We start from the raw sequence: 12,521 nt of genomic DNA on the forward strand, positions 1-12,521 counted from the left end.
TAGTGTTTAATGTACACTAATAAGTACGTGTTAAGCAAGGGAGGTTCCGAGGTGTCAGTGTCGCTCTATCATACGCCGCCCGAGGCTGCGGCGGTGCTCATCGAAGAAATTGCTGCGTTGAAGGCCGAGCGCAACGCGGTGATCCTTGCGCATAACTATGAGTATGGTGAAATTCAGGATCTTGCTGATTATGTCGGCGATTCGCTGGGCATGGCCCAGTACGCTGCCCGCAGCGAGGCCCCGGTGCTGGTGGTCTGTGGGGTTCATTTTATGGCCGAAACGTCGGCGATCCTCTCGCCCGAAAAGATCGTCTTGATCCCTGATCCTGAGGCCGGCTGTTCGCTGGCAGCCTCGATCAATGCTGATCAGTTGCGGGCCTGGAAGGCCGAGCACCCCGGCGCTGTTGTCGTTAGTTATGTAAACACTACGGCTGAAGTCAAGGCGGAGAGCGACTATTGCTGTACTTCGGGCAATGCCGAGCGCGTGATCCGGGCGATCCCCGAAGATAAGACGATCCTCTTTTTGCCTGATATGTTTCTTGGCAGCTATCTGCGCCAACAAACGGGGCGCAACATCGAGATCTGGGCCGGCGAGTGCCATGTTCACGCGGCGATTCGCCCCGCCATGGTTGAACGCCAGCGCGCAGCCTTGCCCGGTGCCGATTTTCTGATCCATCCCGAGTGTGGCTGTGTGAGCAGTACGATGCACTACCTTGCCACTGGGGCGCTGAAGCCCGAGGGAACCCATATTCTCTCGACCGAGGGCATGATCCGCCACGCCGCTGCGAGCCCAGCGCAGCAGTTTGTGGTTGCCACCGAGATCGGCGTGCTCCACCGGATGCGGAAGGCCAACCCCACCAAGGAATTTGTACCGATTGATGAGTCGATTAGTTGCAAATATATGAAGATGATTACGCTGGAAAAGGTGCGGAATAGTCTACGCGACCTGACCCATCGGGTGACGGTTGAGCCGACACTCGCGGCACGCGCACGGACGGCCATCGAGCGCATGGTGGCGCTCTGAAATTGGTCTGCTGGCGTCGGCTCCAGCCGTGTCAGAAGCAAAGATGGGGAGAGCGTATTATGAATAATCTTCCGCGTTATGCGCTCGCAGCGTTGCCGAGCGTTCTCTTGAACCGGCATACTGATGTGCTGGTGATTGGTGGGGGGGCGGCAGGTTTGACCGCCGCGTTGACGGCAGCGGCTCATGCCGATGTGTTCGTGCTGGCGCGAGGGCCACTCTTCGAGAGCAATTCAGCCCTTGCCCAGGGAGGCATTGCGGCAGCCCTTGATGCCGCTGACTCACCCCGAGCGCATGTGGCGGATACGCTGGTCGCCGGGGCCGGGCTGACCGACGAAGTTGCGGCGACCGTGTTAGCCAACGAGGCGCCAGCCTTGATGTGCGAACTGGCGACACGCGGCGTTCCCTTCGAGCGCGCCGATGCGCTGCATTTTGCCCTTGGGCTCGAGGGCGGCCATTCTGCCCGTCGCATTGTGCATGTCGGTGATGCGACCGGCTGGGCCGTCACGGCTGCGCTGATTGCCGAGGCACGGGCGCATCCGCGTATTCATCTGCTCGAAGGTTGGCAGGCGGTCGATCTTCTTGATCGTCAGGGCCAGATCATTGGTGCACTTGCCCGCGATCCGCAGGGCCAGTGGCATCGTTTGTTGGCTGGCGCCACGGTGCTCGCAAGTGGCGGGGCCGGGGCGCTCTATGGGTTGACCAGCAATCAACCAGCCGCCCTCGGTGAGGGCATTGCAATGGCCTATCGCGCCGGGGCTGAGATTGCCGATATGGAGTTTGTCCAGTTTCACCCGACGGTCTACCGTATGCCGACCGGCGAGGGCTTTTTGATTACCGAGGCGGCCCGTGGCGAAGGCGGGATCTTGTTTGCGACAACCGGCGAACGCTTCATGCCAGCCTATGATCCACGGGCCGAACTTGCCCCGCGGGATATTGTGACGCGCGGGATCTATGCTGCGATGCAACGCACTGGCAGCGACCATGTCTTGCTTGATCTGACACATCTGCCATCGGCCCGTATCGAACAGCACTTTCCCACGATCTGCGCCCGGCTGCGTGAGCATGGCCTTGATCCGGTGCGTCAGTCTATCCCCGTGGCCCCCGCAGCTCACTATCTGATGGGTGGCGTGCGTACCGATCTCACCGGCGCGACGAGTCTTCCTGGTCTCTTTGCCGCTGGCGAAGTGGCTTGTACAGGTGTGCATGGGGCCAATCGCCTTGCGTCCAACTCGCTCCTCGAATGCATCGTCTTTGGACGACGGGCAGGCCAAGCTGCGCTGCAATGGGCCGATACAGAGGGCTTACACCGCGAAGGGAGCCATCTAGAATTGCTTCCCGAACGCACTGTTGTCCTCGCCTCGTCACCTGCGCCAGCCGCCTGGCGGGACAGTCTGGCTACGCTTATGCAGAGCTATGCTGGGCCACTGCGTGATGGCACTGGCCTCGGCGAAGGGCATGTCCAACTCACCCAGTGGCCCGTGCAGGCAGCCGCCGATGATCCTGAGGCCATTACTGCGGTCAATGCAGCCATAACTGCGCGTTTAATCATCCGGGCGGCCAGTTTGCGCCAGGAGAGCCGGGGTGGGCATTTTCGCCGCGATTTTCCCGAGACTAGTGAGATCTGGCGGGGCCATAGTGTCCAGCAGCGTTCGCGTGAACCAGCCACCCTTGCCAGTCTAGCTCACTTTGCGCCGATCGCTCACGCAGCTGATTGAGGCAAAGCCCCAAGTAGCTCTATGCTATAATACAAAAATATACTGCAACCTAGGTAAGCTTCAGGATCAAACCCGGAATGGAAGAGTTCGAGCACCTTGATTATTATGCTCTCCTTGGCGTTGAACGCAATGCCAAGATCGATGCGATCAAAAAAGCCTACCGTCAGCAGATGGTACTCTACCATCCTGATCGGTACGTCCATGCTAACTCAGATGAGCAGGCGTATGCGAGTCGTCGAGCGCAACGGATTAATGAGGCTTATCAGGTGCTGAGTGATTTTGTGGCACGTACGGCCTATAATCGTCGCTTGACCCCTGTGAACCCTGAGCCTGTGGCCGCGCCACCGACACGTGCCTCGGCCGCGCCACCTCCAACCCCGCCTCGTGATACGCTCGCTGACCTATACGACAAAGCGCGTGACCATCTTGATGCCGGACGGTACACGCAGGCCATTGCTGATTTCCGTACCATCCAGCAGATCAACCCGTTCTATCGTGATAGTGCGGTGTTGCTGGCTCAGGCCGAGGCCGCGCTCCGTCAGGCTACGCGGGCCGCTTCCAAGGCTCACCCAACCCAAAAAACTGATAAGAGTCGGCGTACACTGGTGTTCGGGGGTGTCGGTGCACTGGCGATGGCCGGCCTTGGAGCGCTTGGCTGGGGATTGCGCGACCGGCTCAGTAGCAATGCAACTGCCGAGGCACCACAAGCTGATGTGATGCCCTCCCCAACAACGCCACCGGCCTCGCCTGCGCCAACGGGGATCCCAGTGTCACCCCCTACCAGCACGGTGCCGACCGCGCCGGTGACGCCCGAGGCCACCACAACGACCGCACCGGTACCAACCAGCGCACCCACCGCGCCCCCCGTGACGACCACGCCCGTCACCTTGCCGGAAACAGGGCCAATCGCCTATGCCAACGATCTCACGTCGGGTGAGGGGTGGCCCTCAGTCGGTGGACGTGGGTGGAATGTCGGGTTTGCCCAGGATGGCTATCGGATTACCGCCGTCCGTGGCGCCGGCAATATCTGGGCCTTCAATACCTCACCGGCCGGGATGGATTACCTGATCGGTGTTGATCTGACGGTCACCGGTGGGGCCGCCGGTTTGATGCTGCGCTTTGCCGAAAGCAATTTTCTGGCCTTTTTTGTTGAGCCCGCGACAGGCCGGTATCGACTTGAGCAACGGGTGAACGGGAATGATAACCGCCTACGCGATGAGGCGCATCCCGCGATTGCCACTAAACCACAGGCGACCAACCGTCTTGTTGCCCGCCTCGCTGGGCTTGAGGTTGCCCTGGGCATCAATGGGCAAGCCGTGGCAACCCTCGTTGTTGAGGCGCCACCGCCAACCTCGCGCTATGGGATGATTGCCCTTGCCCGTGAGCCTGAAGTTGTTGCGTTGTTTCGCAATTTGAGCATTCGTGAGTTGTAACGGGCGTTACGGGCTCTTTCAGGAAAGGATATGGTGTTATCCTGGTGATGCCCTCCTTCCAGATGCTTGTGCGGCGCTTGCTCTTGCTCCTGGCCGTGCTCCTTTGTGGGGTGTTCTCTGTCACGCCAGTCGCTGCTCAGGCAAACCTGAGCCTGACGGCTGTTCCTGCTTTTGAGGGCAACTATACACCTGGCACCTGGTTGCCGGTGCAACTTGAACTGCGCAACGATGGCCCAGCCATTGATGTGCTGGTTGTGGCCGGGGCCACTGGCTCGTCGCTGCGCCATGGGCAACGGGTTGAATTGCCCGCTGGAGCCGTCAAGCAACTGACGCTCTACGTTGCGCTCGATCAAGAGGTACGCTCACTGGTGGTGCAGGTTGAGCAGCAGAATCTGGTGCTCGCTGAAACTGAGTTTGAGCTGCGGCCCCGTCGCGATGAACGGATGCTCGGCTTGCTTGTCGCGTCTGATCCCCAGTTGAACCTGCCCCGTCGCCAAGATGTCACAACCTTTCCCTTCAATACCTTCCTTCTCGACCCGGCCTTCTTCCCTGACCGCATGGCAGGCTTGAGTAGCCTGAATCTTGTGCTGCTTCACGATGTTCCGTTCGCGAATCTGAGCCCTGCCCAGCAGGAGGCGCTCATCGGTTGGGTCTATGCCGGTGGTCATCTGCTGCTTGGTGGTGGGCCAACGGCTGCCCGTACGATCGCCAGTATGCCGACGACGCTCTTGCCTGCTACGCTCGGCGCAACGCGCCAGATCGATGATGCACCGCTGGTTGCGTTGAGTACCGCACCTGGCCCCGGTGCCTTGCCTGGCCTCGCGTTGTTGCCTGTGCCTGGAGCAATTGCGACTGGCACTGTTGACGCTCCGGCATGGGTGAGTCGCCAAGTCGGTCGTGGGAGTGTGACCCAACTCGCGTTTGATCCTGGCGCGCCTGCCCTGGTTCGTTGGGCACAAGCCCCGGCCTTCTGGCAGAATCTACTGCGCCCTGAGCAACGCATTACCACACCGTTTGGCACACAGAGCACCGTTGATATCCTGCAAGAACAGGTCGTTACCGCCGGTTTGTCGAATCTGCCCGCGCTGACGTTACCACCAGTTGATCTCATGTTTCTGGTACTGGCCCTCTATACCATCCTGATTGGGCCGGGGATTGCGCTCATTTTGCGCCAGTTCGATCGCCAGGCCTGGGCCTGGGTGGTTGTGCCAGGGGTTGCGCTCGCAACCGGGGCACTGGTTGTTGGCCTCGCCCTCGCCATTCGACCCGAACAACGGCTGGTGAGCCGTCTAGCCCTGGTAGAAATGACCGCACCCGACCTTGCCCGGGTGCGCGGTTTTGTTGGCATACTCGTGCCTCAACCACAAGAGGTGCGGCTCGCAACGAGTGCTGAAGCCCTCGTCCGCCCTGTTCGTCCCGCCGCAGGTGTGTTTGGGCAGGTCAATGGTGTCGTTGGCGATCTGGCGCAGTTGAGCCCCGAGCTTCCGCTGCCGCTTGAGGCCTGGCAGATCCAAGGGGTGATGGCGGAAGCCCATATACCCCTGGAAGGCATCCAGGCGACGATGCTGCTGGTTGATGGTATGCTGCAGATCGAGGTGGTCAACACGAGCGATCTGGTGCTGCGCGACGCCGTGGCCGTCTTTGGTGAGCGGGTTGTCAGGCTAGGCACGCTCAATCCAGGTGAAACAGCGTCGCAACCGTGGCCCCTCGATCCACCTGAAGCTGTCGCACGCAATACGGCCCCCAGTTTCCTGGTGCTCAGCGAAGAATTGGAGGCCGGCCAGGGGCCGGGGCAGGCGGCGAGTCGCAATGTTCTGGCACGCGAGGCGCTGCTCAATGCGGCGGTCATTCAGAATAATGTGCTCAGTAAAGAAGGCCCCTTCGTCTTCGCGTGGCTCGACCAGAATCCACTCGGTATGCAGGTCAATGCTCCCGCTGCCGTCCAGGAGGTGACGTTGCTGTCACTGCGCCCGGTCTTCCGCGGCAGCGGGCCAATCTTGCTCAACGAAGGTTGGCTCAGACCAGACTGGGTGGCCTCACAGCAGACGCAATGTTTTGGTTCGCGAGGGGCGGGTGTCCCGGCGACGATGGCACCCACCATGGTGGAGTTGCGGCTTCCTGTTGAACTGGCCGAGCTACGCGCTGAACGACTCAGTCTGGTGCTCGAGAGTGAGCGCACCTGGCCGAATGCGGGCGTGATCACCGAGGTCTATGATTGGGAGCGTGAACGCTGGGTGGAACAGTCATTTGATGGCCCTGGTGAGTTGCAACTCGCCAACCCCGCACCCTTTTTGCGCAATGGCCGCTTCCAACTGCGGCTCGATGGCCGCATTGTCGAAGCTGGCTGCCTCTATCTGAGCGCACGCTTGCAAGGAGTCTTGCCATGAGCCGCGGCCCGTCGATGCCGATTCTCTTCAAAGAATTTGCCGTGCAGATGCGGGGCAGCCGTTCGGCACTCTTGTTGGCGCTCTTGATTGGCTTGGCATCCATTGCGGCCCGCCTGATCTACGGCGCAATTGTGGGGCAACTTGACCGTGGGGCACCGCTCGTCAGTGCCCAGATCGGGCAAATTCTCTTCATTACACTCAGTCTGGTCATCCAGGCACTGATCGTCTTTCTCGCCCCGGCGACAACCGTCAATGCGATCAGCAGCGAGCACGAGCGTGGTACTTTTGCGATGCTCCAGACGACCCCGATGACCCCGATTCAACTGGTCGCTGGCAAACTGATCGCCGCCTTCGCCCTGTTGTTGATCCTGATCCTGGCGGTCTTGCCGGTCTTTGCGGTCGTGCTGCTCTTTGGCGGGGTAAGCCTTGCGGATCTCGGGCGGGTCTTGAGTACGATGCTGATCACGGCCCTGCTCGGCAGCGTCTTCGGGCTCTTCTGCTCGGCGGCAACCCGTCAGACCTACAGTGCTACCCTGCTCTGCTATGCGCTCTTGATCAGCCTTGTGGGTGGCACCCTGCTCGCGGCCAACCTCTGGTCACTCCTCAACAGCATGCTGCCTGCTCCGGCGATCTACGTCTTTGCCAACCCATTGTCGGCGATGGCTGCGGCCCTGGTGCCGGCGCGCCCACCCGACATTATCTCCTTTACGGGCGGCCTGCGCCCGCTGGTGCTGCTCAACCTGCTTACCCGCGGCGTGATTGATGCCGGTGCGCAGGGTGTCTTGCCCCTCTACCGAGCGACCTGGATGCTTTATGGTGGGTTGAGCCTAATCTTCTTCTGGCTAACCCTGCACCTGGCAACACCACGCCGTCGCTGGCGCCCTGGCAAGGTTGATCTGGCGCTGCTCCTGATCCTGCTTGGCTACCTCGTCCTGGCGTATGGTGCCCGCGACTGGTGGATGGCCGGGCTGACACGGGGGTGAACGTTGCTTCTGGTGAACGAGGCTAGCAAAACTAGCCTCGTTCACCAGAAATATTCCTACTCAACCGCAAAAATAAACACCCCATTGTCGGCATAGATCTGACGAAACCCGGGCGTATTGGCAAAGAGCGTCGGCTGAAGAGGGCCGCGCCCTTCAACCAGATAGATGTGGGTAATCGACTCGCTGGCGATCAGATCAAAGATATCCTGCCGGTTCTCGGGCGTATGGTTAATAATGCGGTCGCCAAGGGCGTGCATGTGGGCGACATAGGCCGGATCGCCATAGCTGAAGAGCACTGGCGGCACCGTTGTCCAACGCCCGGCGAGCGGTGAGAGCCACCACCCGCCGTCAACCCCCCGTCGTGCGGCGGGCAGCCAGGGGGCCGCATTGACGAGAAAGCGCGCCTCGGATGGCGTATTGGTTGCGACCCAGTCAAGCGCCACACGATCCGCAGGGGTTGCCAGGACGGTCACCGTATTCGGCACCTCACTCATTGTTTGTATCCCCCAGATACCTGCCGCCACCAGGCCGATGAGCCCGGTGGCATAGATGGCAGGCCGTAACACCGGGCGCACCACCCTCACCAGTTGCTCACTCACCAGTGCCGCCCCACCGCCAATCAGCACGGCAAGGGGCAGAAAGAGCGAGATCACCACGGCATCGTTGGTCAGCAGCCAGAGGTAGGGCAGACGAACGAAAAACGGATTGAGCAGCAGCAAGCCCAGACCAACCAGGCTCAAAGCGAGATGACGTACGCGTAGTCCATTGAGCAACATCACCAGGCCCATTGCCGGCAAGAGATAGGGCGTCAGCCAGGGATTCGCCATCACCACCAGCAACCCGACCCAGAGCACCACGATCGCCGCAGCACGCTGGCGGTACCAGAGCCCAATCAGCGCACTGCTCAGGGCCAGGGCAACCAGCAACCGGGTATGATCAACCCAAAGCAAGCCTTCATTCAAGGCATTGTAATCCTCGTTGCCAGCGAGCCCACCCGAGGTAGCAGCGGGCAAGAGGGTGCGTCTCACGAGCAGCAGGATCCAGGGGAGCGTCAAGACGCCTGCGGCAACCGTCGCGACAAACGCGTCCCTGAGCGCACTGCGCACGACAGGCCACGGGCGCATACTGGCCCACAGCAGGGCCTGGGCCACCAGCAACGCCCCGGCAAAAAAGACAACCCGCATATGCACCAGGCTGAGGCCGGCCATCAACAGGGCCACGAGCACCCACCATCCACGCCCATACCCACGCAATGCCTGATGCCACACCAGCGCCAGACCGGGCAGCATCAGCAAACCCACCAGTTGGGTATAGCGCCCCCACGACAGATAATAGGCCGGCATCAACGAGAGCAACCCTACGACCAGGGCAGCCACTGGTGCCGCCACGGGACGCCGCCACAGCACCAGTGCGAGGCTGGCAACCGTTAGCGTATGAAGCGCATTGAAGATCTGGCCAGTCAGCAGAATCGCCTCAACTGGGGCCACCCCGCTGAGGCGCACGAGCGTCGCGATGACCACGTGATAACCCCAGTGGTAGGGCAGGTCATTGACGGGCAGATAAGGCTCAAGCGAATGCGGAGCCATCCCGGTCTCGACCGTAATGCGCACCAGCAACGTATGATGCACCGAGTCAACCCAGGGAGGCAGGGCCATGCCATCAATTTCGGTCATGCGCTGGAGCAAAGTGAAGCCAAAGACCGCGAGCGTCAACAGCGCCATCAAGGGCCATTGCGGCGAAGGGGGAACCGCATCACGACCACGCCAGACCGTCACAAGGGTAGCGCCTCCCAAGAGAAGGCTACCTACCCAGAGCATCGGGGTACTGACGGGCAGACCAAGAGGCCACAGCCACTGGTAAAGCAACGCCACCAGGCTCACACTGAGTCCGAGCCAGATAGTCAAACGGGGCAGCCATGGCAACGAAGCCCGCACCAGAGAGCGTTCCACGAGATACCCCGGGGCAACGAGCAACACGGCCATAGCGACAACCAGCCGACCCTGCGGTGCAGCCAGTCCTGCGACCAGGGCAAGCACCACCCCCACCACAAGCAAGCGTCGCTGCTGACGCAGATCCTGAACGACCGATTGCAACGCACATCCTCGCTACACTAGAGCCTGCGGTACACGTAGGGTATTGTACTACGTCTCTGCCTACGGTTGAGCTGCTATCGCTAGGGGCTGCGCTCCCACACCCGGCTTCTTTGCTGAAAAAACAGCCAGCGTAGCTGGCTGTTTTTTCAGCAAAGAAAGCTTCCTGGAGGCCGTAGGCCCTCAAATCCCCCGCCGGAGGCGTCGTTGCCCAAACGTGGTACAACGGTGCCGTTGCACCACGTTTGACAGTCCCCTCACGCTCTGCTATAATGCACGGGGTTAAGGGCGGTGTTCCCGCTCTATTTTCATGTTGTCGAGAAACGAGTTGTTGGCCGCAGCACCAGCAGACCTGCAGCGGGCTCCTGCTACTCGTCATGCAGCTGTCGAAGGAGAATGTTGCCGTGTATGCGATTATCCGTGATCGCGGAATGCAGTACCGCGTTGAGCAGGGTCAGGTTCTTACCATTGATCTCGTAGCACATGCCGAAGCTGGTGCTGAGCTTGAGCTTGGCGAAGTGCTTCTGGTCAGTGATGGTGAAAAGGTTACGGTTGGTTCGCCGCTGGTCAGTGGGGCTATCGTACGGGCCGAGGTGCTTGATCATGTCAAGGGCGACAAAATTGTCGTCTTCCGTTACCGCAACAAGAAGCGCTATCGCCGTCGCACCGGCCATCGCCAGCGCTATACACAGATCAAAATTAACGAGATTACGATCTAGAAGAGGAACAAGTCATGGCACATAAAAAGGGTGTAGGCAGTTCGCGCAATGGCCGCGATAGCAAACCCAAAATGCGTGGCGTCAAGATGTATGGCGGGCAGCGCGTCGCTCCTGGCAATATTATCGTTCGCCAGTGCGGCACCAAGATTAAGCCTGGCAAAAACGTTGGCCTCGGGCGTGACTACACGATCTATGCAATGATCGAGGGTGTCGTCAAGTTTCAGCCCTATTCGCGCAACCAAAAGATGGTGAGTGTCATCCCCTTCGAGGTTGCTGCGAGCGCTGATTAACCAGCTTTTTGTTGGCTCTATGCAGCGCATAGGGCCCGTTGAGATAGCCCGGAAGGCCTGATGAGAGCGCTGAGCTCTCGCCTTCCGTAACGAGGAGCGTAGTTGTGAAGCAGGGTATTCACCCCAAGTACAATACCGATGGCGTGGTTTGCACGACCTGTGGCACCCGTTGGCAAATTGGCACGACACGCCAGAATCTGCGTGTTGAGATTTGCTCGAATTGCCACCCGTTTTATACCGGTGAGCAGCGCATTGTTGATACTGCCGGTCAGGTTGATCGTTTTATGAAGCGCCTCAGTGCTTCGCAGGATCGCCAGGCCGCCATCGAAAAGCAGCGCACGGTCAAAAATCAGCCCCAACCCAAGAAGAGTTTGCTCAAAGAGCTCTATGGCGACGACGCGTAATTCGCGTCGCTTGCGTTGGATAACAAGAAGCGCACTGGCCAGGCCAGTGCGCTTCTTGTTATCCAACGCGCCTCAGGACGCTTGTCCGCCGTCATATAAGGCCACCATGCGCCTGGCGTGTGCTTGCACCTCTGCGCACAGGGCAGGTGGGGCGAGGACTTCGGCGTCGGCACCCCAGCCAAGAATCCATGGCAAGACTTCACGGATGCCACCAATGGTCATCACGAGTTCGCATCCACCGTTGGCTAGTTCGGTCAGTCGCTGCGAGTGATGCCAGAGGCTCTCACGGATCTGTGGGGCCACACGGGCACTGAAGCGTACCTGCACTTCTACCTCAGTCTCGTCCATCACGCCCCATGCACGGGCAAGAAAGGCGTACGGGTCAAAGTCAGTAGGCACCGTGTAGCTTTCATCAAGTAACTCGGCGGTCTCAATGCGCTCGATTTTGAAGGTGCGAATCGCCGCTCGTAGGCGATCATGCCCAATCACATAGGCCGCTGGCGCACTGCGTGAAACCTCAATAAAGTAGGGCGCTACGTCACGTTCGGTCAGTTCACGATTGGGGGCACGGTAACGGAGCCGGACCATGCGTTGTTCGGCCCAGGCCAGGGTCAGGACTTCGAGGATGCGTACGTAGGCAGTGCGTACGGGGCGTTCACGAACAAGATCGGCAACCCGGGCAATGTGCTCAGCAACGGTACCTGCTGGCATGCCTGCGGCGAGCTTGTCGAGGGCCGAGACCGTGTGCGGATTATGTTCGTCGCTATGATGCGCCAGCAAGCGGGCAGCAAAGTAGAGCGCAACCGTTTCATTGAGGTTGAGCCGGATCGTCGAGAGGTACGTGGCACGGTTGATGCCAAAACGTCCGCTATCCTCCCAGATCGGAACACCCATTGATTCAAGGGCTTCCAGATCGCGGTAGATGGTGCGGCGGGTCACCCCACAATCGCGGGCCAGATCACTGACGCGCAAGCCCTCGGGTGCATTGTAGAGCCGATGCTCGATCCGGCGGAGGCGAGCCGCTTTGCTGGCGACGCGATGCTCCTCCTCCTCGGCATAACTACTCTGAACGGCTGAGGTTGCAATTGCAGCGTCATCGAGCTTGTGCATCGTGCGACTCCCAATCCGTGCTACCTGGCTGGGCGAACAAGCCAACGGCGCTGACTTGTTCGCCCAGCCAGGCGCATTTAGATGGCGAAGGAGACGGCAACCATGCCGAAAAACAGGACGGAACTCAGGATGGTGATCAGGCGCAAATCGCGCCGGACATACATATAGTCCTGCGTATAGTCAGGCGCAGGCGCATGGTGGCGCGTAACAGTGGTTGGCCCTGGACGCCGCTGCTGAAGGCTGCGGATCGGCTGCCGACGACGCTGTTGCGAGCGAGAAGTGCTGGGCATGAGAAGATCCTTGAACTTGGTCACGCTACGGTGACGCTGCCACTATCAACACGCCATTATACCATGCTGCGACTGGG

The 12,521-nt window shown here is 60.1% G+C and carries 11 protein-coding genes; 8 read left to right on the forward strand and 3 right to left on the reverse strand.

Features of this window, described 5'->3' with window-relative positions; genetic code table 11:
• Window positions 1-51 precede the first annotated feature (51 nt).
• The 5 genes from nadA to A9Q02_RS19170 all read left to right on the forward strand — a co-directional run bounded on the left by nadA (window position 52) and on the right by A9Q02_RS19170 (window position 7,541).
• Window positions 52-1,023 (forward strand): quinolinate synthase NadA, encoded by a 972-nt coding sequence (nadA, locus tag A9Q02_RS19150; RefSeq protein WP_216361559.1) that lies wholly within the window; start codon window positions 52-54, stop codon window positions 1,021-1,023.
• Window positions 1,024-1,082: 59 nt separating this feature from the next.
• Window positions 1,083-2,738: an L-aspartate oxidase gene (nadB, locus tag A9Q02_RS19155; protein WP_097654681.1), complete on the forward strand. Its 1,656-nt coding sequence runs from the start codon at window positions 1,083-1,085 to the stop codon at window positions 2,736-2,738.
• Window positions 2,739-2,815: 77 nt separating this feature from the next.
• Window positions 2,816-4,171 carry a J domain-containing protein gene (locus A9Q02_RS19160; RefSeq protein ID WP_097654682.1) on the forward strand — a complete coding sequence of 452 codons (1,356 nt, stop codon included), beginning with the start codon at window positions 2,816-2,818 and terminating at the stop codon, window positions 4,169-4,171.
• Between the two features lie 47 nt (window positions 4,172-4,218).
• Window positions 4,219-6,558: a hypothetical protein gene (locus A9Q02_RS19165; protein ID WP_141509053.1), complete on the forward strand. Its 2,340-nt coding sequence runs from the start codon at window positions 4,219-4,221 to the stop codon at window positions 6,556-6,558.
• The gene (locus A9Q02_RS19170) at window positions 6,555-7,541 is read left to right on the forward strand and encodes an ABC transporter permease (protein ID WP_097654684.1); all 987 of its coding nucleotides are present in this window, start codon (window positions 6,555-6,557) and stop codon (window positions 7,539-7,541) included. Before A9Q02_RS19165 ends, A9Q02_RS19170 begins: the two co-directional genes overlap by 4 nt.
• A 56-nt stretch (window positions 7,542-7,597) precedes the next feature.
• Here A9Q02_RS19170 and A9Q02_RS19175 read toward each other — a convergent pair whose 3' ends face one another.
• Complete coding sequence (locus A9Q02_RS19175; RefSeq protein WP_097654685.1) at window positions 7,598-9,634, reverse strand: DUF6541 family protein; 2,037 nt, start codon at window positions 9,632-9,634, stop codon at window positions 7,598-7,600.
• A 401-nt stretch (window positions 9,635-10,035) separates the two neighbouring features.
• Between A9Q02_RS19175 and rplU the strand changes: the two genes are divergently transcribed.
• The 3 genes from rplU to rpmE all read left to right on the forward strand — a co-directional run bounded on the left by rplU (window position 10,036) and on the right by rpmE (window position 11,044).
• Entirely contained in the window at window positions 10,036-10,350 is a 315-nt protein-coding gene (gene rplU / locus A9Q02_RS19180; RefSeq protein ID WP_097654686.1) for a 50S ribosomal protein L21, read from the forward strand.
• A 14-nt stretch (window positions 10,351-10,364) separates the two neighbouring features.
• Window positions 10,365-10,640 carry a 50S ribosomal protein L27 gene (gene rpmA, locus A9Q02_RS19185; RefSeq protein WP_097654687.1) on the forward strand — a complete coding sequence of 92 codons (276 nt, stop codon included), beginning with the start codon at window positions 10,365-10,367 and terminating at the stop codon, window positions 10,638-10,640.
• A 104-nt stretch (window positions 10,641-10,744) separates the two neighbouring features.
• On the forward strand, window positions 10,745-11,044 hold the full coding sequence (gene rpmE / locus A9Q02_RS19190) for a 50S ribosomal protein L31 (protein ID WP_097654688.1): 300 nt from the start codon (window positions 10,745-10,747) through the stop codon (window positions 11,042-11,044).
• A gap of 72 nt (window positions 11,045-11,116) precedes the next feature.
• Here rpmE and A9Q02_RS19195 read toward each other — a convergent pair whose 3' ends face one another.
• Both A9Q02_RS19195 and A9Q02_RS19200 read right to left on the reverse strand, forming a co-directional pair.
• Window positions 11,117-12,154, reverse strand: a complete 1,038-nt coding sequence (locus A9Q02_RS19195) for a helix-turn-helix transcriptional regulator (RefSeq protein WP_097654689.1) — start codon at window positions 12,152-12,154, stop codon at window positions 11,117-11,119.
• Window positions 12,155-12,231: 77 nt separating this feature from the next.
• Window positions 12,232-12,444: a hypothetical protein gene (locus A9Q02_RS19200; RefSeq protein WP_097654690.1), complete on the reverse strand. Its 213-nt coding sequence runs from the start codon at window positions 12,442-12,444 to the stop codon at window positions 12,232-12,234.
• Between the last annotated feature and the right edge of the window lie 77 nt (window positions 12,445-12,521).

The organism is Candidatus Chloroploca asiatica, from assembly GCF_002532075.1.
Lineage (GTDB): Bacteria > Chloroflexota > Chloroflexia > Chloroflexales > Chloroflexaceae > Chloroploca > Chloroploca asiatica.

Coding starts and splice junctions, on each gene's coding strand:
- nadB (WP_097654681.1), top strand. CDS start 1,083: ATGAATAATCTTCCGCGTTATGCGCTCGCAGCGTTGCCGAGCGTTCTC.
- A9Q02_RS19165 (WP_141509053.1), top strand. CDS start 4,219: ATGCCCTCCTTCCAGATGCTTGTGCGGCGCTTGCTCTTGCTCCTGGCC.
- A9Q02_RS19170 (WP_097654684.1), top strand. CDS start 6,555: ATGAGCCGCGGCCCGTCGATGCCGATTCTCTTCAAAGAATTTGCCGTG.
- A9Q02_RS19160 (WP_097654682.1), top strand. CDS start 2,816: ATGGAAGAGTTCGAGCACCTTGATTATTATGCTCTCCTTGGCGTTGAA.
- rpmA (WP_097654687.1), top strand. CDS start 10,365: ATGGCACATAAAAAGGGTGTAGGCAGTTCGCGCAATGGCCGCGATAGC.
- A9Q02_RS19195 (WP_097654689.1), bottom strand. CDS start 12,154: ATGCACAAGCTCGATGACGCTGCAATTGCAACCTCAGCCGTTCAGAGT.
- A9Q02_RS19200 (WP_097654690.1), bottom strand. CDS start 12,444: ATGCCCAGCACTTCTCGCTCGCAACAGCGTCGTCGGCAGCCGATCCGC.